General features: G+C 71.8%; 15 protein-coding genes and 2 pseudogenes. 10 read left to right on the top strand and 7 right to left on the bottom strand.

Annotated elements, in window-relative coordinates; genetic code table 11:
* Positions 1–88 precede the first annotated feature (88 nt).
* Positions 89–1,483, top strand: coding sequence for an aspartate ammonia-lyase (locus ACFYNX_RS00410; RefSeq protein ID WP_388655989.1), 1,395 nt, complete (start codon positions 89–91; stop codon positions 1,481–1,483).
* Between the two features lie 277 nt (positions 1,484–1,760).
* Here the strand turns inward: ACFYNX_RS00410 and ACFYNX_RS00405 are convergent, their stop codons facing one another.
* Positions 1,761–3,191 (bottom strand): pre-peptidase C-terminal domain-containing protein, encoded by a 1,431-nt coding sequence (locus ACFYNX_RS00405; RefSeq protein WP_388655986.1) that lies wholly within the window; start codon positions 3,189–3,191, stop codon positions 1,761–1,763.
* Between the two features lie 317 nt (positions 3,192–3,508).
* Here ACFYNX_RS00405 and ACFYNX_RS00400 point away from each other — a divergent pair, with 317 nt between their 5' ends.
* From ACFYNX_RS00400 to ACFYNX_RS00370, 7 genes are all read left to right on the top strand, one after another.
* Positions 3,509–4,456 (top strand): ABC transporter substrate-binding protein, encoded by a 948-nt coding sequence (locus tag ACFYNX_RS00400; RefSeq protein WP_388655983.1) that lies wholly within the window; start codon positions 3,509–3,511, stop codon positions 4,454–4,456.
* A gap of 2 nt (positions 4,457–4,458) precedes the next feature.
* Positions 4,459–5,421, top strand: a complete 963-nt coding sequence (locus tag ACFYNX_RS00395) for an amino acid ABC transporter permease (RefSeq protein WP_388655981.1) — start codon at positions 4,459–4,461, stop codon at positions 5,419–5,421.
* An 8-nt stretch (positions 5,422–5,429) separates the two neighbouring features.
* A complete protein-coding gene (locus tag ACFYNX_RS00390) occupies positions 5,430–6,182 on the top strand; it encodes an amino acid ABC transporter ATP-binding protein (RefSeq protein ID WP_388657775.1) in 753 nt (250 codons plus the stop codon).
* Entirely contained in the window at positions 6,179–7,396 is a 1,218-nt protein-coding gene (locus ACFYNX_RS00385; RefSeq protein ID WP_388655978.1) for a M20 family metallopeptidase, read from the top strand. Before ACFYNX_RS00390 ends, ACFYNX_RS00385 begins: the two co-directional genes overlap by 4 nt.
* A gap of 104 nt (positions 7,397–7,500) precedes the next feature.
* Entirely contained in the window at positions 7,501–8,787 is a 1,287-nt protein-coding gene (locus tag ACFYNX_RS00380) for a cyanophycinase (protein WP_388655975.1), read from the top strand.
* Positions 8,788–8,906: 119 nt separating this feature from the next.
* The gene (locus tag ACFYNX_RS00375; protein WP_388655972.1) at positions 8,907–9,770 is read left to right on the top strand and encodes a MurR/RpiR family transcriptional regulator; all 864 of its coding nucleotides are present in this window, start codon (positions 8,907–8,909) and stop codon (positions 9,768–9,770) included.
* Between the two features lie 79 nt (positions 9,771–9,849).
* The gene (locus ACFYNX_RS00370) at positions 9,850–10,797 is read left to right on the top strand and encodes an ABC transporter substrate-binding protein (protein ID WP_388655969.1); all 948 of its coding nucleotides are present in this window, start codon (positions 9,850–9,852) and stop codon (positions 10,795–10,797) included.
* 16 nt (positions 10,798–10,813) lie between these two features.
* On the opposite strand, the gene ACFYNX_RS00365 is transcribed toward ACFYNX_RS00370, so the two are convergent.
* Positions 10,814–11,698: a MurR/RpiR family transcriptional regulator gene (locus ACFYNX_RS00365; protein ID WP_388655967.1), complete on the bottom strand. Its 885-nt coding sequence runs from the start codon at positions 11,696–11,698 to the stop codon at positions 10,814–10,816.
* Positions 11,699–11,810: 112 nt separating this feature from the next.
* Positions 11,811–12,593: an ABC transporter substrate-binding protein gene (locus ACFYNX_RS00360; RefSeq protein WP_388657772.1), complete on the bottom strand. Its 783-nt coding sequence runs from the start codon at positions 12,591–12,593 to the stop codon at positions 11,811–11,813.
* Between the two features lie 323 nt (positions 12,594–12,916).
* On the opposite strand from ACFYNX_RS00360, the pseudogene ACFYNX_RS00355 reads away from it, so the two are divergent.
* A pseudogene (locus tag ACFYNX_RS00355) lies at positions 12,917–13,779 on the top strand (MFS transporter); the annotation flags it as partial.
* Between the two features lie 87 nt (positions 13,780–13,866).
* Here the strand turns inward: ACFYNX_RS00355 and ACFYNX_RS00350 are convergent.
* The 4 genes and pseudogenes from ACFYNX_RS00350 to ACFYNX_RS00335 form a co-directional block, all read right to left on the bottom strand.
* Positions 13,867–14,664, bottom strand: coding sequence for an AAA family ATPase (locus ACFYNX_RS00350; RefSeq protein WP_388657769.1), 798 nt, complete (start codon positions 14,662–14,664; stop codon positions 13,867–13,869).
* 552 nt (positions 14,665–15,216) lie between these two features.
* Positions 15,217–15,819: pseudogene (locus tag ACFYNX_RS00345) on the bottom strand (IS5 family transposase); the annotation flags it as partial.
* A 74-nt stretch (positions 15,820–15,893) separates the two neighbouring features.
* On the bottom strand, positions 15,894–17,456 hold the full coding sequence (locus tag ACFYNX_RS00340; protein WP_388655964.1) for an FAD-dependent oxidoreductase: 1,563 nt from the start codon (positions 17,454–17,456) through the stop codon (positions 15,894–15,896).
* Positions 17,457–17,588: 132 nt separating this feature from the next.
* Positions 17,589–18,845 carry an NAD(P)/FAD-dependent oxidoreductase gene (locus ACFYNX_RS00335; protein WP_388655962.1) on the bottom strand — a complete coding sequence of 419 codons (1,257 nt, stop codon included), beginning with the start codon at positions 18,843–18,845 and terminating at the stop codon, positions 17,589–17,591.
* A 292-nt stretch (positions 18,846–19,137) separates the two neighbouring features.
* Between ACFYNX_RS00335 and ACFYNX_RS00330 the strand changes: the two genes are divergently transcribed.
* Entirely contained in the window at positions 19,138–20,568 is a 1,431-nt protein-coding gene (locus ACFYNX_RS00330) for a protein kinase (protein ID WP_388655959.1), read from the top strand.
* Position 20,569 lies beyond the last annotated feature (1 nt).

The raw sequence follows: 20,569 nt of genomic DNA, 5'->3' as shown, positions 1-20,569 counted from the left end.
TTCCGTATGGCGCTAGTGGATCGTTAAGTGTAATGATTGGTACTGGGGGGCAGGGTGTGCTGCCCCAGAGCGACCGGAGACCGCGACAGTGAGTTCGCAGCGCGCAGAACACGACCTGATCGGTGACCGCCTCGTACCGGAAGACGTCTACTACGGCATCCACACACTGCGCGCCCGTGACAACTTCCCGCTCACGGGCATCCCCCTGTCGGCGCATCCCGAGCTGGTGGAGGCGCTCGCGGCGGTCAAGGCGGCCGCTGCCGCGGCGCACCGGGACCTCGGCGTGCTCACCGCTGAACAGGCGGACGCCGTCATACGGGCATGCGAGGAGATTCGTGAGGGACGGCTCCACGACCAGTTCGTGGTCGACGTGTTCCAGGGAGGGGCCGGCACGTCGGCGAACATGAACGCCAACGAGGTCATCGCGAACCGCGCGCTGGAGCTGCTCGGTCACGAGCGCGGCGCCTACGGCCGTCTGCACCCCAACGATGACGTCAACCGTTCGCAGAGCACCAACGACGCCTTCCCGGCCGCGGTCAAGCTCGCCCTGTACGCGGCCGCGGGCCGGCTCCTCGACGGCATGAGCGAGCTGGCCGGTGCCTTCACGGAGCGCGGAGGGGTGTTCGCGAAGACGGTGAAGCTCGGCAGGACGCAGCTCCAGGACGCGGTACCGATGACCCTCGGGCAGGAGTTCGACACCTTCGCCCTCACCGTCCGGGACGACGCCGAAGCGATCACCCGGGCCTCGGACGCCCTGCTCGAGGTCAATCTGGGCGGGACTGCCATCGGGACCGGTCTCAATGCGGAGGTGGGATTCGCCCAGGCGGTGGTACCGCACCTGGCCGCGATCACCGGCCTCTCCGTGCGTCCGGCCCGCGACCTGATCGAGGGCACGCAGGGCATGGGCGGTTTCCTCCAGCTCTCCAGCGCGCTGAAGCAGTACGCGGTCCGGCTGGCGAAGATCTGCAACGACCTGCGGCTGCTGTGCTCCGGCCCCAGAGCGGGTCTGGGCGAGATCAGACTGCCCGCCCTCCAGGCCGGTTCCAGCATCATGCCCGGCAAGGTCAATCCCGTCATCCCGGAGGCGGTGAACCAGGTGTGTTTCGAGGTGATCGGTGTCGACGCATCCGTCTGCGCGGCAGCTCAGGCCGGTCAACTCCAGCTCAACGCCTTCGAGCCGCTGATCGTGCACCTGCTGCTCAATTCCACGAACCGCCTCGACGCGGCGAGCCGCCTGCTGGCCGAGCGGTGTGTCCGGGGCATCGAGGCGAACGAGCAGCACCTTCGCGAGCTGGTCGAAGGCTCCGCAAGTCTCGCCACGGCCCTCAATCCCGTCATCGGCTACCAGCGTGCGACCGAGCTGGCGCAGGAGAGCCTCAACACCGGCCTGTCCGTGAGAGAACTCGCCAGGCGCCAGGGACTGCTCTCCGAGGAGGAGCTGGAAGCGCGCCTCGACCTGTGGACCCTGGCCCGTCCCCGCTGACCGGCGACGCGGAAGGAGACCCGCGCCAACCTGTGGAGAAGGGACGGCGCCAGGTGCCCCGCCGGCAGGGGGTGGCTCCCGGTGGGCGCCGTCCGGTTCCGCCCTGCCCATGTCAGGGGCGCCCGCCTTGCTGCGCCGCCGACGGGAGACCTCGTCTCCCTGCCCCGTGCACCGCGCGGAACGGTGGCCCCGACCGGCGGTCGGCCGCCCGCCAGGGCCACCGTGCGGCCTTGGGAAGTGCAGAGCCAGGTGCGGCGTGCGCTGCCGCGGGGAGGGGTCAGCTCTTGGTCACGCTGCAGCTATAGGAGGCCGTTCCCGAGTCGGCGTATGCCTCCAGCTCGAGGTAGTACGTGTCGGCGCCCGCGGCGGTGCGGGTGAAGGAGACCGACTCGTCCGAGCCCGCGCCGTTGTTGACGGAGCGCTTGAGCGTGCTGCCGGTCGAGTCCAGCCAGTACAGGTCGGCGTCGTAGGCACTGGGTACGGCGCAGTTCACCGAGGCGGTCTGGCCGGAGTTCAGGCCGAGCTTGAAGTAGTCACGGTCGGTCGTGGACTTCATGGAGCCCGTGACGGTCCCGGGCGATGCGAGCGTCGTGGCGTCGTCGGCGGTGTCCCGGGCGTCGTTGGGCTCGGTCTCCGTCAACGTGCCGCCGCCCTGGCTGCCGCAGTTCGTCTGGGGGGTGCCGGTGTAGAGGTTGGCGTCGGCGACTCCGTTGGTCACGCTGCGGAGGTAGTAACCGCAGGTCGGACGATTCTTGAAGTCGAAGGTCGAGCCCGGCGTCAGGCGCCAGATCTTGAATCCGGAGTACGTCAGCGGCTTGCGGTCGACGGCCTGCTCGGGCTGGTGGTCGGCGAGGACGACGTAGGAGTCCTTGCCGTACTGCGTGGCCATGCCGTTGCGGTCGAGGTACAGCGAGCCGCCGCCCTCCTCCACGCCGACGCCCCAGGCCGTGCCGCCGGGGGCGAGACCGTCCTTCACCGCACGGGCGAGGAAGGACATGGTGCGGCCCATCCGGTCACGGGTGACGAAGTGGGAGTCGTTGATGACGCCTGCGTAGTTCGGCCACTGGAACATGCCGGTGGTGAAGCTGACGTAGCGGTTGTAGGGGTTGGCGAGTGCCTCGGCGCTGGTGACGCTGCCGTTGCAGGCGTCGTAGACGACGGGGCTGTTGATGTGGTGGCCGGCGCTTCCGCCGCCGGATCCACCGCCCTTGGCCACGACCGACTCGACGGAGGCCTCCAGCGCGGTGCCCTTCCACGCGGCGTACTTGCACTGGTCGCCACCCGCGAAGTAGACGAACTCGGCGTTGCGGATGTCGGTGTTGACTTGGCTGTTGTTGCCGTCGTTGGCGGCGGTGAGCGTCCAGGTCGTACAGGAGTTGACGCCGGTCAGGGGCATGACCGTGTCGCACTCGGGCGTTGCGCTTCCTGAGGTCGGCGCCGAGCCCGCGAGGACGACCACGTCCATCGTTCCCGTGCCGCCGGTGATGTCGCTGACGGCGCGGCTCATGGAGGCGGGGACGACGGCTCCGGCGCCGTTCATGGTGAAGGCCGGTCCGTTCCAGGAGGTACGGCTGACGTCCGAGGCGTTGCCGAGACGGATCCTGTTCGAGCTGGCGTGGGCGGGCTCCTGGGCGGCGGTGAGCGTGAGGGCGACCGACAGCAGCGCGACCGCTGCGGCGGTGGAACCGAGGGACAGGCGTGGCGACATGGGGACTCCTGGAGGAGGGAAAGGGTGCCTCGTCGGTCGGCTGGATGTCGATTGGCCGAAAGTTGATGAGGTTGGTAGCGGAACTTACAAGTCATCGCGTTCGACGGGAAGATGTACGACCACTTTGCTGGGAAGTGGCTGTCTGGGGTTCGTGAACCTGCAGCAAGGAGCCCCGTAAGTGTGGGGTGGCGGCCGCGTTACGTGAACGTAACGTGAAGTACATCTAGTCAATCCTCGGATTGATCTGTAATTTCACTGATGTGCGGCTGACGGCTGGAATCCGTCGGCAGAGTTCCCCCTTGAGAGGTTCCACCGCGATGAACGCTCGCCTTGCCCACCGCGTCGTAGCCACCACCCTGACGGCCGCGGCCCTCGCCACGCTCTGCGCCTGTGGAGGCGGTGATGACACCGCCACGGCAGTCGGCGGAAAGGTCACCGTCGCCGGCGTGGAGATCAAGAAGGACCAGGCGCTCCACGACCTGCTTCCGGCCGGGATCAAGAAAGCCGGTACCGTCCGGGTGGCCACCGATGTGCCCTACCCGCCCTTCGAGATGTTCGTGAAGGAAGGCGAGAGCACCCTCACGGGTCTGGATTACGACCTGGGCCAGGCGCTGGGCGCGAAGCTCGGTGTCACCTTCGCGTTCACGCCGCAGAAGTTCGACGGGATCGTCCCGGCGATCCAGGCCGGCAAGTTCGACGCGGCGATGTCGGCGATCACGGACAACAAGGAGCGGCAGAAGGTCGTCGACTTCGTCGACTACTCGCAGTCCGGCTCCGGCGTCCTGGTCGCAGACGGCAACCCCGGCAGGATCACCACGCTGGACGACCTGTGCGGCAAGAAGGTCGCCGTGCAGGCCGCGACCCATCAGCTCGACCTGCTGAAGTCCCATCAGGACGCCTGCGGGAAGACGGGCAAGGAGGAGATCGACATCCAGACCTTCCCGAAGGACTCCGACGCGCAGCTCGCCCTGCGCTCGGGCAAGGTCGTCGCGCAGGTGCTGACCAAGCCCGCCGCCGGCTGGGTCGCCAAGACCGCTGACGCCGGCAAGGCCTTCGACCTGGTCGAGGACCCGGCCGCGTCCGGCGGCTACGACGCCACGCCCAACGGCATCGCGATCAGCAAGCAGCAGCCCGAGCTGACGGACGCGATCCAGAAGGCCCTGCAGTCCCTGATGGACGACGGCACCGTCCTCAGGATCTACAACAAGTACGGCGTCGGCTCCATCCTCGTGAAGGAAGCCACCAAGAACGCGTCGGTGGACTGAGCATGATCGACACCAAGTCTCCCGCCGACCACACGACCACCAGCGCGCCGGGCGTGCGGGACCTGGAGATCGTTCCCGTCCGCAACTACGGCAGGTGGATCGCCGCCGTCGCCTCGCTCCTGGCGCTGGTGGGCCTGATCGGCTCGCTGGCGAAGAACGACAACCTGCACTGGGACGTCGTCGGCCGCTACCTCTTCGCCGACCTCATCTTCGACGGTCTGACCACCACGCTCTGGCTGACCGCCGCCGCCATGCTCCTGGGCCTGGGCCTGGGCACGCTGATCGCCGTCATGCGCCTGTCGGCCAGCCCCGTGCTGTACGGCCTGGCCAACGCCTTCGTCTGGGTCTTCCGCGGCACCCCCCTGCTCGTGCAGATCATCTTCTGGGGATACGCCGCGGCGCTGTACAAGTACGTGAAGATCGGCATCCCCTTCACCGAGGTCACCTTCTTCCAGGCCGAAACCAACACCCTGCTGACCCCGGCGATCGCGGCCCTGCTCGCCCTGGGGCTGAACGAAGCCGCCTACGCCTCGGAGATCGTGCGCGCCGGCATCCAGTCGGTGGACCCCGGCCAGGCCGAGGCCGCCCACTCGCTGGGCATGCGTCCCGCGCTCACGATGCGCAGGATCGTGCTGCCCCAGGCGATGCGCGTGATCATCCCGCCGATGGGCAACGAGACCATCAACATGCTCAAGATGACCGCCCTGGTCTCGGTCATCTCCGCCCACGACCTGATGTCCAACATCCAGGACGTGTACGCCCAGAACTACCAGGTCATCCCCATGCTGGTCGTGGCCAGCCTCTGGTACCTGGCCCTCGTCACCCTCCTCGGCGTGCCGCAGGCCTGGCTGGAGCGGCGCTACGGACGCGGCACCACCCGCGCCGGACACGTCTCGCCGTTCCGCCGCCTGCTCGGCGGAACCGTGGAGCGGCTCGGCAAGAACAGCAAGGAGCGGAACCGATGAGCACCCCCATGGTGCGCGCCGAAGGCGTACGCAAGCACTTCGGGAAGCTCGAAGTGCTCAAGGGCATCGACCTCACCGTTCAACGCGGCCAGGTCTGCTGCCTGCTGGGTCCCTCAGGCTCGGGCAAGTCGACCTTCCTGCGCTGCATCAACCACCTGGAGAAGGTCGACGGCGGCAAGCTCACCGTCGACGGTGAACTCGTCGGCTACCGCCAGCACGGCAACAAGCTCCACGAACTGCGCGAACGCGAGGTCGCCGAACGCCGCCGGGACATCGGCATGGTCTTCCAGCGCTTCAACCTCTTCCCGCACATGACCGCCCTGGAGAACATCACCGAGGCACCGGTGAAGGTCGGCTCCGTGTCCAAGGCCGATGCCCGCGGGCAGGCACAGCTCCTGCTCGAACAGGTCGGACTCGGCGACCGGGCCCACCACTACCCCGCCCAGCTCTCCGGCGGGCAGCAGCAGCGGGTCGCCATCGCCCGGGCGCTGGCCATGAGGCCGAAGCTGATGCTCTTCGACGAGCCGACCTCCGCCCTGGACCCCGAGCTCGTCGGGGACGTGCTGGACGTCATGCGGCAGCTCGCGGCCGACGGCATGACCATGGTCGTCGTCACCCACGAGATCGGCTTCGCCCGTGAGGTCGGCGACACCGCCGTCTTCATGGACGAGGGGGTCGTCGTCGAGGCCGGCGACCCGCGCCGGATCCTGGTCGAACCGGAGCAGGAACGCACCCGCGCCTTCCTGTCCAAGGTCCTGTGAGCGTCCCCACCCGCCGGCAGCTCGCCGCGGAACTCCTCGACGGCGCCCGTTCCCTCCAAACCCGCTACCTGCACGACCTCGAAGAACTCGTCTCCATCGATTCCGGCTCCTACACGCCCCACGGGGTCAACCGGGTCGCCGACTGGGTCCAGAACCGGCTCACCGGCATCGGCTTCGCCGTCGAGCGCGTGACCTTCCCGCCGGGGCGGCAGGGCTTCCAGGCGGGTGACGCCCTCGTCGCCCGTAAGAAGGGCGCCCTCGCCGAGTCCGACGGCGGACGGCGGATCCTCCTCGCCGGCCACATGGACACCGTCTTCGAGGAGGGGACCGCGGCCGCGCGTCCCTTCGGCCTGACCGGAAGCATCGCCCACGGCCCCGGGGTCAGCGACGACAAGGGCGGCCTGCTCGCCGGCCTCACGGCCCTGGAACTCCTCCACGACCACGGCGCGGACGCCTACGACGAGCTGGTGTTCCTCGCCACCCCGGACGAGGAGATCGGCTCCTCCGCCAGTCGGGAGCTCATCGAGGAGACCGCCCGCGTCATGCACTACGGGCTCGGCCTCGAATGCGCCCGGGAGAACGGTGACCTCGTCATCGCCCGCAAAGGCGTGGCCGACTTCCGCCTCACCGTCACGGGGCGCGCCGCCCACGCCGGGATCGAGCCCGAGCGCGGAGCGAACGCCGCACTGACCGCGGCGCACCTCGTCGTGCAGCTCCAGGCCCTCAACGGGCACTGGGACGACGTCACCGTCAACGTCGGCGTGGTGCGCGCCGGGACCAGGGCGAACATCGTCTGCCCCGAGGCGGAACTGCGCATCGAGGTGAGGGCCGCCACGACGGCCGACGTACGGCGCGTCACCCGGGCCATCCAGGAGATCGCCGACCATCCCGCGGTGCCCGGCACCACGGTCGAGGTCGAGCAGCTCGACCTGTGCCCGCCCATGGAGGACACCCCCGCCTCCCGCCGCATGCTCGACAACGCCTGCCGGGCCGCCTCCGCCGTCGGCGTCTCGCTCGGTGCCGCGGCCACCGGCGGAGTGGGCGACGCCAACCTGATCGCCGGCGTGGGCATTCCCATCCTGGACGGTCTGGGCCCCATCGGGGGCGCCGACCACAGCCCGCAGGAATGGCTCGACGTCTCCAGCGTCCCGCACCGCATCGCGCTGCTCGCCGACCTGGTCGCCGCACTCGGCGACGCGCGCAACACCGCCTGACCCCGCAGTCCCTCCGGCATCGCCCCCGGCGATGCCGGAGACGACCGGGCCCGAAGCCGGTCGACGGGCCCCGTCGCCCCACCCCCTCACCCATGGAGAGCCTCATGCGCGCACATTCCGGCACGGCACGCCGCACCGTCCTCGCGGGCAGCATCGCCCTCGCCCTCCTCACCACCCCCACGGCGCACGCCCTGAGCGAGCGCCCGCAGCAGCCGCACGGCTCCCTGGTCCTCGTCGGCGGCGGTCTGAAGGACGACAACAAGCAGGTGTACGGGGAGATCATCAAGCGTGCCGGCGGCCCCGCGGCACGCATCGGCGTCATCACCGCCGCCTCTTTGCCCGAGAGCCAGGACCCCCACGCCGGCGACCCCGACCTGTGCAGCAACTCCGCCTGCAACGGGGCCTACTACGCCGACCTCTTCAAGCGCCACGGTGCCGCGGACGCCCAGTGGATCCCCCTCGACATCGACCACGTGGCCGATGCCGACTCCGACGCCGTCGTCGCGCAGGTCAACTCCATGACCGGCTTCTTCTTCGGGGGCGGCGACCAGTACCGCTACCTCACCACCCTCCTGCACGGCGACCGGCACACCGACTCCAAGGTCCTCGCCGCCATCCGCGCCAAGCTCGCCCGCGGCGCCGTCGTCGCCGGCTCCTCCGCCGGTGCCCAGATCGCCTCCGGACCCGACATGGTCAGCGGTGGCGAATCCTACGAAGGCCTGCGCGACGGCAGCACCCCCGGCTACTACGAGGACCCCACCCGGCTCGCCCGCATCCCCGAGGGGGGCTTCGGCTTCCTGCGCTCCGGACTCGTCGACACCCACACCGGAGCCTACGGCCGCGAAGGACGGGCGCTGCGCCTGGCCGCGGACACCGGACACGACCGCGTCTACGCGCTGGAGGAGAACACCGCCCTGGTCGTCGACGATCCCGGCACCCCGCGCGAGCACCTCACCGTGCTCGGCCCCAACGGCGTCGCCGTCCTCGACCTGCGCGGCGCCCGCGCGCACACCTCTGCCGCCGGCTGGATCCTGCGCGGAGCCCGCTACACCTACCTCACCGATCACGACCGGTACGACGCCCGCACCTGGGCCCCCCGGCCCGCACCGGGCAAGCGGCCCCTGAGCCCCATGAGCACGGCCCCGGTGCCCGCCAACACCGACGTCTTCCACTCCTCCGCCAACCCGAACGGCACCCCCTACTCCTTCCGCACCACCGCCCGCGGGCTCGCCTCGACCCGCGCGCAGAACACCGCGACCGCCACCACCTTCGAGTCCGGCCCGCGCTTCGACGTCACCTTCAGCAAGGCCGGAGGCTTCTCCGCCTGGACCGGTGACGGCGCCACCGCGCAGACGCTGATCGGGATGGGGATCAGCATCACGCCCAGGTGACTCCCGCTCCATCCTCCTGGGCGAAGGCCCCCGGGCGCGTCCGGTGCACGCCCCGGGGTTCCGCCCCGTGCCACCCGCGCGACACCGTTCGGCGTGCGCAGGACCGAAGAGAGTCTCCCGTGGTTCCCAGCCCCGTCGCCGACGACATCCGCCGCAAGCTCGGCATCCTCACACCCGCCGAGCGGAAGGTCGCCCGCATCCTGCTCGCGTCCTACCCGTCCGCCGGATTCGAGAAGGTCGCCACGATCGCCGAACGCGCCGGCGTCAGCGCACCCACCGTCCTGCGTTTCGTCACCCGCCTCGGCTACACGGGCTTCCCCGACTTCCAGGCCGCGCTGCGCAAGGAACTCGACGAGCGCGGCGCCTCACCGCTCTCGCTCTACGAGACCGCCGGCAACGGGGCCTACGGACACTCGACGGACGGCCTCGTGGCGCACGGCACCACCCTCTTCACCCAGTCCCTCACCCAGACCCTCACCGACATCCCGCGGCACGACTTCGCCGGAGCGCTCGCCCTGCTGTCCGACCTCCGGCGCCGCGTCACCCTCGTCGGAGGACGCTTCACCCACCTGCTCGCGCGCCACCTCGGCCTGCACCTGATGCAGCTGCGCGACGACATCCGCCTCCTGCCCGACCGGGACGTGGAACGCACGGCGCTCCTGGCCACGCTCACCAAGCGCGACGTCGTCGTCGTGTTCGACCACCGGCGTTACGAGAACGAGAAACTCGCCATCGCCCGACTGGCGAAGGACGGTGGAGGCAAGGTCATCGTGTTCACGGACATGTGGCTCTCTCCCACCACCACGCACGCCGACGTCGTGCTGTCGCACCGCGTCGACGCGCACTCCCCCTACGACAGTCTGGTGCCCACCCTCGCCATCGTCGAGACCCTGGTGGCCGCTCTCGTCACGTCACTCGGCGACGGTGCCCACCAGCACATGAAACGAGGCGAGGAGACCGCGCGCCGCGTCCACCTGGTCTGACCCCGTCCGATTCCGACGCGGCCCGCAGCCCGTCACGTCCCGCCTCCACCCGCCACGCCCACCGAAGGAATGAACCGTCATGCGCTCGCACGTCACTCCGGCCGTGGTCCTCACCGCCGTCACCGCCCTGGCCGTGTCCGCCTGCAGCACCGGCACCACGGCTGCGGACGCCCGGCCGACGGCCGGTCCGGTCGCCGTTCTCCCGGACCTCATGGTCGAGCCCGACCCGAAGCTCCACGCGATGCTCCCCGAGAGCATTCGGAGCGCGAACACCGTCCGCGTGGCCACGGACATCCCCTACCCGCCCTTCGAGATGTACGCGAACGAGGGCGGCAAGCAGATCACCGGCATCGACCACGACCTCGGGCAGGCCATCGGGGCCCGGCTCGGCGTGCGGTTCGACTTCGAGGCCCAGAAGTTCGACGGCATCCTCCCCGCCGTCCAGGCCGGCAAGTTCGACGCCGTCATGTCCGCTATGACCGACAAGAAGGCGCGGCAGAAGTCCGTCGACTTCGTCGACTACCTCAACGCGGGACCCGGCTGGCTGGTCGCCAAGGGCAACCCGGCCGGGATCACCGTCGTCACCGACGCGTGCGGCAAGCCGGTCGGCGTGCAGACCGGCACCAACCACCAGAAGCTCCTGCAGCGGCGCCAGCAGCTCTGCGAGGCGAAGGGCCTCCCGCCCATCCGGATCCTCACCTTCTCCAAGGACTCCGAGGCCCAACTCGCCTTGCGCAGCGGCAAGGTGGTCGCCGACTACCTGGACGAGGTCACCGCCGCGTACGTCGCCTCCACAGCGGACGGAGGCAACGCCTTCTCCACGGTGACGGGCCGCGCCGCCGTCGGTGAATACAGCGCCTCGCCCATGGGAATCGGCATATCCAAGGACCAGACCGGCCTCAAGGAAGCGGTGCGGGCCGCCCTGCAGTCGCTGATGGACGACGGCTCCTATCGGAAGATCCTCGGCAAGTACGGGGTACCGAACATCGCGATCCCGAGGGCGACGGTCAACGGCGCCCTCGACTGATCCCGGAGCGCCTCCCTCACAGCAGCCCGGTGCGCCGCGCGACTGCCTCGGCGTCCTTCATCCGCTGGTGCGCCTCGGCGCCCAGCTCGCCCAGGGTGGAGGCCACGACGGACTCGATGAGCGCGAGAGTGGGGGTGAGACTGTCGTAGGGGGAGGCGGAGTTCACCTGGCTGGTGAGAACGACGTCGGCGTGGCTGGCGCTCGGGGACAGCCACGGATCGGTGAAGACGATCACTTTTCCGCCGCGTTCCCGCGCCAGCTCCGCGATGACCGCCTTGTCGCTCTCGTAGCGCCGGTAGTCGAAGATGACCGTCACGTCGCGACGCGCCAGCTGGGTCAGGAACGCCGCCCGCTCGACGTCCCGTTCCGGGACGAAGGCGACCTGGTCGCGGAACTGCATCAGATGGAGCCCCAGATACTCCGCGAGGAGATGGGTGAAACGGCCGCCGGTGAGGTGGATCCGGCGTCGCGGATCGCTCAGGAGTTTGACCGCGAGGCCGAACTCATGAGGGGAGACCTCACTGAAGGTCCGGGACAGGGCCTGCTGTACGAGAGCGAGGGAGTTCCCCGCGACCGGCTCGTCGTCCTCGCCCCGCTGCCCGTCCGACGGCTCCTGCGCCTTCGCCGGACCCGCGCTCTCGTACAGGGTGATCGGTGAGGCGTGCCGCGCATCGAGCTCGGCACGCAGGGCCGCCTGCAGGTCGGGGAAACCGCGGTAGCCGAGTCGGGAAGCACAGCGGAGTACGGTGGGGGCGGACACGGAGGCCCGCTCCGCGATCGTGGCGACCGTCTCGAAGATCGCTGCGGGGTAGCCGGCCAGCAGGACCCGCGCGACCTTGCGCTCGGCAGGGCTGAGCTCCCCGAGTCGACTGCGGATCTCGTCGGCCAGTGTGCCGCCCATGTCGGTCCTTCCTGCGCGCAGCGCCGGCTCCGGCGAGCCGCCCGTGGTCTCGGGTGACCCGGCCGCCCCTCGCTACAGATGCGGCCCACCCGATGGCCGAACGTACCGTACGTTACACCCCTGGGTGAAGTCCGTCGGAGTTGCTCCCCGCCATGGCCGCAGGCGTGACCGATCGTCCGGAAGCAGGTGGGGTGCGGACGGGTGCGCGTGCCCGTGACCCGGTCGGGGTCAGGGCGGGGTCGGTGTTGCCCGGCGACACGTCGACCACGCTCGCGCGGGAGAGCACGGGCACCAAGGTGAGGGCGACGGCGGAGTCGGGTGGGCCGACGGCGCCGAACAGTTTGTCGTCAGACACCGTCCGGGTGGCGTTGGCCGCGCCCTCGGCGGGGTCGGCCCCGTCGTCCGAGGGCGTGACCTCGAAGGTCACACCGGGGACGTGACCGGTCTCGTCGGCGGTCCGGACCGCGAGTTCGGCGGAGCTCCTGATGCCGGTGCCCATCGAGGAGGGTCCGCCGCCGAGGGGCGCGTCCACCCCGATCCGTACCGTGAGGGGAGAGGCCGCCGACCCGCTGCCGCCCGTGCCGCCGCCCCGCGGGTCGTGGTCGCGGGTGAGGGACCGGGCCAGGAGCGAGCCCCTGGCGAGCACGACGAGCGCCGCTCCCAGGACTGCGGAGCGCCGAGTGAGGCCCCGGGGCTCCCTGGACGTCCGGTCGTCCCGCTTCGGCGGTGCCGTCGCGTCGAGTGTGGGCGGCTGGTCGTCCGGGGCCACGACGACCGGCGGTGCGGTCGGCCGGTCGGGCGCGCGGTGACGCGCGGGGCCCGCGCCGGCTCCGGAGGAGCCGGGGACGGTGGGGGTCGGTACGGACGGGGTCGAGGAGGGGGCCCGCTCGGGCATCGTCGCCACGGAGGAGGGTTCCACCGGCGAATCCGGGGCTGGAGTCTCCTCCGCGCCGGGAGCGGGTTCCGGTCCTGGCCCATCGCCGGGTTCGGCTTCCGGCCCGGGGCCGTGGTCCGGGCCGGTGGGGGAGGGGACGGAGCCCTCGTACGGCCCTGAGCGTCTCGGCCGCCTCCGCGGCGCCCACGCGCTCAGCCGGATCCTTGGTCAGCAGCGCGTCCAGCGGCGGAGCGAGCGGACCCGCGTGGACCGGCGGTCGGTGTGGACGGGTGAACACGGCCACGGCGAGGGCGTGGAGACCCTCCGCCTCGAACGGGGGGACCCTCGGCGGCAAGCTCGGCGACCGCTTCGGCCGCCGCACCTTCTGCCTGGTCGGCATCGCCGGCTTCACCCTCGCCGCCATCGCCATCGGCCTGGCCGGTTCCATCGGGGGCGTCATCACGTTCCGCGCGCTCCAGGGCCTCTTCGGTGCCCTGCTCATGCCCAATGCCCCCGGTCTGCTCCGCGCGGTCTTCCCGCCCGGGAAGTTCGGCATGGCCGTCGGCACCTGGGCCGTGGTCTCCTCGGTCTCCACCGCCCTGGGTCCCATCGTCGGCGGCTTCCTCGTCCAGCACGTCGGCTGGGAATCCGTCTTCTGTATCAACGCCCCATCGGCGTCATCGCCCTCGCCTTCAGCGCGGCCGTCCTCCCGCAGAGCAAGGACGAACACGCCGTGCAGGAGAGGTTCGACGTCCTCGGCGTCGTCCTGCTCGCCCTGGGACTGCTCGCGCTCGTCTTCGGCGTGGTCAGGGGAGAGACCCGGGGCCGGACCTCCGCCGGCACCCTCGGCGCCATCGGTGCCGGTCTGCTGGTCCTGGTGCTCTTCGGCCGGTGGCAGAACCGTGTCGCCTCACCACTGCTGCCGATGCGCCTGTTCCGCGATCCTGCCCCGACCATCGGCACCACCCTCACCGGCGAACTCACCTCGGCAGGCGTCCCCGCACCTGCGGCCACCGCACTACTGGAGGCCAAGGACGCCGTATCCATGGGCATCGCACCCATCGCCACCGCCACATCCGCGCAGCTCAAGCCGGCGATCATCGAAGGCAGACATCACGCCTTCACGAACGGCGTGCGCACAGCCGTCCTGACCGCGGGAATCCTCTGCCTGGTCGGCGCCGTCCCGGCCGTCATCGGCGTCCGGCGAGCTCCTGGCCATATTCACCAGCATGAGTGCTGCCACGCGGAGGTTCGTGGAGGGGCGCCGAGGGCAGGTCCGGACACGTCGGAGGTGTCAGGCGAAGGAGAAGTGCGAGGCGGCTTCGGCGGGTGTGGTCGCTTCACGACGTCCGGGGACGTCGTGGACGGCGGTTGCGCCCTCGGAGCGGAGCTGGTCGGCACTGGCGTCTCGGGCCATGGCTGCGGCGTAGGCGCGGACGTCTGCGGCGGTGAGGTCGGTGCGGCCTCGCTCGGTGTACTGCTGGAGGAGGTCGGTGACCTCCGGGTCGAATCGCAGCATGGTCACCGGGACGTTGAAGCGCCCGGCGACGGCGATCAGTCGTTCGCGTGCCTGCGGGGTGACGTTCGTCGACTCGGCGACCGCGCTGCGTCCGTTGGCGAGCCCGGCAACGATCCTGCGGTCGCGTTCCTCGAAGATCCGTGCGTCCGCCGCGTCGGATTCCGCTTGTGCGGGGGAGGCGGGGAAAAGCTCCGCGCGGATCTCGTCGCTGGAGACCACGGTTTCCGCGTCGATCTGCCGGCGCGCGATCAGTGCCTGAACGAAGCTGGTCTTGCCCGAGGCTGGTGGGCCGACGAGGACGACGAGGCCTGACGGCACCTGGATGGTCGGTGCGAAAGCGGTGAGATAGAGGGCGCCCGCGCGGTCGAGGGCTTCCTCCGGGGAGCCGACGGGCAGTCCGCTGGGCAGGATGTCGTCGCGGTAGCTGTCATCGCCGGCCAGATAGAGGGCGAAGCCCCAGGCGTGCGGCATGCCGGTGAAGCGCAGGCGACACAGCGGCAGACTCTCTCCTCCGGGCAACTCGGCTGCCATGGAGGCGAATCCCGCGCGAAAGCGGACCGTGATGGCGTCCACGCGGGGCCAGCATGCGCGGGCGTGGCGGTTCAGACGCTGATGCAGGTGGTGCTGCGTCGATTCCGGGGGACTCTTCGGCACGGGCCCATCCTGCCGGGTGCGGTAGCGGCCCGCCACGATCGCTGGCCGCGGTGGACGACGGACTCGCCTGGCGACTGCCCCGACGGGCTGCTCTGTACGATCACCGAATGCTGGGCGCCGGTCCGCCTGTCCTGTGGGGAGACCGGCACGTGATGCCCTGTCCGAATGGTTGAGGCGGTTCGGCGGGTGTCCGCTTGGGACTTCTACGCTCACGTTGCCGTTCGCGGTGAGGTTCTGGAAGCTGGCCTCGGCGCCGACCCGGACGCCTGGGAAGCCGCCCTGGGGGCAACATGCCTCGATGTTCCGGTGGTGTCCTACTGCGGCGGACAACGATCCGAAGAGCGCGCGGCATCCGGATGGACAGCCACGCTTATCGAAGCGCGGCGGCCGGCCACCGTGGAAGCCGGGCTTTCGGCGGTTGCGGGCCTGATCGGCCTTGCCGGGGATGGTGGAGCGGATCTCGCGGCGGCGCGGGTAAGCACGGTTCTTGCGAAGGGCGTACGCCTTGTCCGCGCGGATCCGGTCGGGGCGGACGTGTGGCCGGCCCGGTCCGAGACGGGGCACACGGACCTCTGCCGGGACGGGTTCGAACTCCGGTGAGTCCCTGCGCTGCCCGGCGGTCACCGCGACCGCCATGGGTCTCTGGTCCTGTTCGACGGCCAGGTGCAGCTTGGTGGTGAAACCGCCGGGCGACCGTCCCGGCCCGTGATCCTTGGGATCTTCACGGACATCGTTCGGTGGTTCTTCGTGGAGGTCGCCCTGCCTTCGGGCGCCGGCCACGTGGTGGTGGGTGCGGGAGACCGTGGAGTCGACGCTCGGGACCCTGGCGATCGCACCCTTCACGTCTGCCGGGGACTGGAGACGGACCGGGATGCGGTGCCGGGTGCCGTTGCGCCGCCATCGGCCGAACAGGTCGTGGACCCGGTTCCACAGTCCGCACTCGATGGGTACGTCCTGCCACGGAACACCGGTACGGACCCGGAACCGCATGCCGCCGATCAGCTGCCGTCGCGGCCGGACCGGTGGCCGCCCCGGCTTGGCCCCTCTCGGCAGCGACGGCCCCGACGGCGCCCACTCCTCGTCTGTGGGATCTCACCGATCCATGAACCGTGGTCATGCACAGTCCGAGATCCGCTTTCGATATGTGCCTAGACGGACCCCTCCGTGCCGGACGGGCCCTCGTCGGGGAGCGTCCGCGGTTCGAGCGGGTGGACGGCGGGGCCCTGGAGCACCGAGCCGTCGACGGCGAAACGGGAACCGTGGCAGGGGCACTCCCAGGCGCGCTCGGCGTCGTTGAACCGGACGAGGCACCCCAGGTGCGTGCACCGCGCGGACACCGCGTGCGTCCCGCCGTCCTCGTCGCGGTAGACCGCGCAGCGCCGTCCGCCGACCCGTACGAGGGCCCCGGTGCCGGGCGCGATCTCGGCGACGTCGTCGGCGTGCGAGGGGCGGAGCCGGTCGCCCGCGAAGTGCTTGAGGACCGCGCCCTGCGCCTTGAGCAGCGACGGCACCTCGTGGGCGTGCAGGCGGCGGGGATCGTAGAGGGAGGTCCAGGGCGACTCCCCGCCCGTGATCAGGTCCCCGAGGAGCCGGCCCGCCATGACGCCGTTGCTCATGCCCCAGCCGCCGAAGCCCGTCGCCACGTACACGTGCCGGGACCCGGGGTGGAAGCGCCCCACGAACGGCACCCCGTCCGTGCTCGCGTTGTCCTGCGCCGCCCACCGGTGGGTGATCCGCGCGTCCGGGAAGTGCTCCAGGGTCCAGGCGGCGAGCCGTTCGTACCGCTCGCCCACCCCGCCGGGGCCGCCCTCGCCGGGCCTGAACTTCTCCCCGGTGACAATGAGCAGCCGCTCGTCCCCGCCGTACGGGGCGGTGCGCACCGACCGGGTGTTCCGCTCCGGCGTCAGGTACATGCCCCGCGGATCGCGCGCGGCGGGCAGGGCCGCGGCGACCACCAGCTCGCGGTGCGGTTCGAGCCGGGAGAACAGCAGGGCGCGGTCGAAGACCGGGTAGTGCGTGGCCACCACGACGTCCCGGGCGACGACCACGGCCCCGTCCTCCGCGGTGAGACGGCAGGGCTCGCCCTCGTGGAGCGAGACGATCCGCGTCCGCTCGTACACGGCCCCGCCCCGCGCGACGAGGTCGGCCACCAGGCCCAGCAGGTACTTGCGCGGGTGGAACTGCGCCTGGTCCTCCACCCGGACCGCGCCCGCGACCGGGAACGGCAGACCGGTCTCCCGGACGAAGGACGCCGCGAGGCCCGCCTCCCGGGCCGCCTCGGCCTCCTCCCTCAGCCGGTCGACCGCGTCAGCCGACTCCGCGTACACGGACGCCGGGACCCGTTCGAGCTCGCAGTCGACGCCCAGCTCCGCCGCGACCCGGCCGACGTGCTCGACGGCCTCCTGCTGGGAACGGGCGTACCGCCGGGCCCCCTCGGCGCCCAGCGATCCGCGCAACTTCGCGTAGAGCGGCCCGTGCTGGGCGGAGAGCTTCGCGGTGGTGTAGCCCGTGACCCCCGCCGCCACGCGGTCGGCCTCGACCAGGGCGACGCGCCGGCCGGCGCGTGCCAGCTCCCAGGCGGCGCAGATGCCGGCGACACCGGCGCCGACCACCGCGACGTCGACCTCCGTCTCGCCCTCCAGGGCCGGGTACGCGGGGCCCGTCCCGGTCTCCATCCAATACGACTCGTACGTACCGGGCAGTTCCGTCATCTCGGCGCTCTCCGTTTCGCTGTTCTCGTACCCCCGGCCACTCCGGCACCACCGTGCCGCCCCCGGACGCCGGTTCCTTCCCGACGTCCCGCCTCTGCCCCCCGAACCCCGGATCACCCCCGGGGGACGCGGTCACAGGTCGGCCAGGACCTCCCGGGCCGTGCGGGCGCCGGAGGCCAGGGCGCCCTGGACCGATCCCGTCGCCCGGTGGTCGCCGCACACGTACCGGCCGGGGGAGACCCGGCCGGTACGCGAGAGCGGGAGGGGCGGCGGCATGGCCGGGAGGGCGTCGCGCACCACGACCCGGTGCACCGGCTCCCAGGTCCGGGCGTCCGTGCCGTACACCTCGGAGAGGGCGGCCAGGACCTCCGCCTCCCGCGCCGCATCCGGGTCCCCGAGGACGGAGGTCGCCACCAGCGCCCGGCCGTCCGCCGAGAAACCGCGGTGCACCTCGGTGAGCACGCAGGTGTTGAGGAAGCGGCGCCGCGCGTCGACCACCAGGGTCGGCTCGGACAGCGGGGAGCGGTCCGCCGCGTGGTACAGGGTCGTGACGACGCGCCCGGCCGGCACGTCCAGGCCGGGGAGCAGCCGGCCGGCGGCGCCCTGGCCGGTGGCGACCACGACCGCGCGGGCGGGCACCTCGCCGCCGTCGGCCAGCGCCACGCCCCCGTCGGTGAGAGCCGCGACCGGCTCTCCGGTGCGCAGCACACCGCCGGGGAGGCCGGACGCGAGCTGCGCGGGCACGGCCCCGATGCCGTCGGCCGGCAGGCACAGGGTGCCGCGCAGCATGGTGCGCCACACGAGGTGGAAGAAGCGGGCGGAGGTCTCCAGTTCGTCCTCCAGGAAGATCCCCGAGAGGAACGGCCGGAAGAAGGTCTCCACCAGGTCCGCCGAGACGCCGGCGTCGGCCAGGGCGGTCAGGGTGGTCGCGTCGGGACGGCTCCGCAGGTACCGGACCGGCGCCAGGACGTCCCTGGCCGACAGGACGCCCAGGGCGGCCAGGTCCCGGGCCGAGGCGAGCCGGCCGGGCAGCAGGTCCCGGCCCTCGCGCGGACGGCGGGAGGGGTCGACGAAGCGGCGGAACCCGTCGTCGGTGTGCACGAGCACGCCCGGCGTGAACGGCCTCAGCCGCAGGGCCCGCAGGTCGAGGCGCCTCTTCACCTGCGGATAGGAGGTGTTGAACACCTGGAAGCCGCGGTCGACCGTGAAGCCCGCGACCCGGTCGGTGCGCATCCGGCCGCCCACGGCGTCGGAGGCCTCGAACAGCCTCACCCGCACCCCGCCGGCGACCAGGTCGGCCGCACAGGCGAGACCGGCCGCCCCCGCCCCGACGACCACCACGTCGACGTCGGCATCGCCGTCGGTCTGTCCCGTGGACCTCTGTCCCATGGACGTCGTCACTCCTCACTGGAACGCCGGACTCCGGGCCGTCACGTTACGGCGGCCCCCGGCCCGTCGGGGGAGGGCGCGCCGCTCGGGTTTCCCCGCCACCGGTCTTCCGGGGTTCCGCCCCCACCGGATTCACCGGTGGCGCACGGGGATGCCCCGGCGTTCCCGGGGCACGCGTACTCCCGTGCCCGCGCACGGGCGGGGCCCGCGGCCCGGAGCGTACGGCGGCCGGGTCCGACGCGTACCGGCCGGGCGAACGGCGGAAGACGGCAACGCAACGCAGGGAGCGTCGATGATGGTCCGTCCATGGTCGGTCCGACCGGATCTCCGGCTCACGGCCCACGCGGTCGCCGGACGGTACCGGCTCGACGGCCTGCTGGGACGCGGAGGCGCGGCCGACGTGTACGAGGCGCTGGACCTGCGGCTGCGGCGACCGGTGGCGGTCAAGCTCTTCCGGCCGGGCGGCGAGGCCCAGGGCGAGGAGAACTTCGACGACGAGGGCCGTCTGCTGGCGCAGATGGAGCACCCCGGTCTGGTGACGCTGTACGACTCCGGGCGGGAGGAGGGGCGGCCCTACCTCGTGATGCGGCTCGTCAGGGGAACGACCCTGCGCCGGCGCATCGCCGCGGCCCCCCTCACGCCCCACGAGACCGCCGGGACCGGCGCCGCGCTCGCCTCCGCGCTCGCCCACGTGCACGCGGCCGGCGTCGTGCACCGCGACGTGAAGCCGTCGAACGTCCTCCTGGACGGGTCGGGCACCCCGTACCTGACCGACTTCGGCATATCCCGGCTGCTCGACGCCACAACCCGCGTCGAGACCGGCCCCCTCGTGGGGACCGCGGCCTACATGGCGCCGGAGCAGGTCCTGGGCAGGGGAGCCGGACCGGCGGCGGACGTCTACAGCCTCGGCCTGGTGCTCCTGGAGTCCCTGAAGGGCGAACTGGAGTACGCGGGCGCCCCCTTGGAGTCCGCGCTCGCCCGGCTGCACCGGCCTCCCGTCATCCCCGCGGGCCTCCCGCCGGAACTCGCCGGCCTCGTGGCGGCCATGACGGACCCGGACGAGAAGGCCCGGCCCGACGCCGACACCTGCTGCCGCGTGCTGACGGCCGTGCGGGGCGGGGCGGTCGCGCCGCCCGGTGGACCCCGGGTCGGTGGAGCTCCCCTCGACGGAAACCGGCCCGGTGGATTCCCGTCCGTCGGGACCTCGTCCGGTGAACCCCCGTCCGTACCCGCGCGCCCCGCCGGCCGTCGTCCGGCCTCCGTGACCCACCGCTCCGGCCGCGCCCTCACCGCCTGCGCGGCGCTGACCGTGCTCGGCGCGACCCTGACCGGCTCGATCGGCGCTCCGACCGCGAGCGAGGAGGTGCCGCCGCCCCGGGCACCGCAGCGGATCACGGCCGAGGCGCCGGCGCCCCGCCCCGCGACCGGAGCACCGGCGCCCCGGACGGGCCGGGTCACCGACTCCCCGTCCGGTCGCGCGGGCCACCCGGCCCCGGCCCTCCCGGCGACGGCACCCGTCCCTCCGCCCCGTTCCCGTACGACGTCCTCCGCCGGCACGTCCGCCGAGCGGCCTGCGGTTCCGCCGGGCGGCGGGCGCCAGGCCCGCGTCCCCGCCGCCTCCCCGAAGAAGCCGGGCCCTCCCCGGGCCGAGGCCGCCCGGGGCCCCGCACGCGACGGCTCCGGTCACCGATCGCCGAAGGCCAAGGGGGAGCGCCGGAACTGAC

It is taken from the genome of Streptomyces sp. NPDC007872, assembly GCF_042868165.1.
Classification (GTDB): domain Bacteria; phylum Actinomycetota; class Actinomycetes; order Streptomycetales; family Streptomycetaceae; genus Streptomyces.
Note: the sequence above shows the minus strand (reverse complement) of the source record. Positions and strands in the feature narration are given on the sequence as shown.

What these genes read in the sequence shown, in the direction of transcription:
- ACFYNX_RS00405 (WP_388655986.1), bottom strand. Translation starts at nt 3,191, where the DNA reads ATGTCGCCACGCCTGTCCCTCGGTTCCACCGCCGCAGCGGTCGCGCTG.
- ACFYNX_RS00400 (WP_388655983.1), top strand. Translation starts at nt 3,509, where the DNA reads ATGAACGCTCGCCTTGCCCACCGCGTCGTAGCCACCACCCTGACGGCC.
- ACFYNX_RS00395 (WP_388655981.1), top strand. Translation starts at nt 4,459, where the DNA reads ATGATCGACACCAAGTCTCCCGCCGACCACACGACCACCAGCGCGCCG.
- ACFYNX_RS00390 (WP_388657775.1), top strand. Translation starts at nt 5,430, where the DNA reads ATGGTGCGCGCCGAAGGCGTACGCAAGCACTTCGGGAAGCTCGAAGTG.
- ACFYNX_RS00380 (WP_388655975.1), top strand. Translation starts at nt 7,501, where the DNA reads ATGCGCGCACATTCCGGCACGGCACGCCGCACCGTCCTCGCGGGCAGC.
- ACFYNX_RS00370 (WP_388655969.1), top strand. Translation starts at nt 9,850, where the DNA reads ATGCGCTCGCACGTCACTCCGGCCGTGGTCCTCACCGCCGTCACCGCC.
- ACFYNX_RS00365 (WP_388655967.1), bottom strand. Translation starts at nt 11,698, where the DNA reads ATGGGCGGCACACTGGCCGACGAGATCCGCAGTCGACTCGGGGAGCTC.
- ACFYNX_RS00360 (WP_388657772.1), bottom strand. Translation starts at nt 12,593, where the DNA reads ATGCCCGAGCGGGCCCCCTCCTCGACCCCGTCCGTACCGACCCCCACC.
- ACFYNX_RS00340 (WP_388655964.1), bottom strand. Translation starts at nt 17,456, where the DNA reads ATGACGGAACTGCCCGGTACGTACGAGTCGTATTGGATGGAGACCGGG.
- ACFYNX_RS00335 (WP_388655962.1), bottom strand. Translation starts at nt 18,845, where the DNA reads ATGGGACAGAGGTCCACGGGACAGACCGACGGCGATGCCGACGTCGAC.
- ACFYNX_RS00330 (WP_388655959.1), top strand. Translation starts at nt 19,138, where the DNA reads ATGATGGTCCGTCCATGGTCGGTCCGACCGGATCTCCGGCTCACGGCC.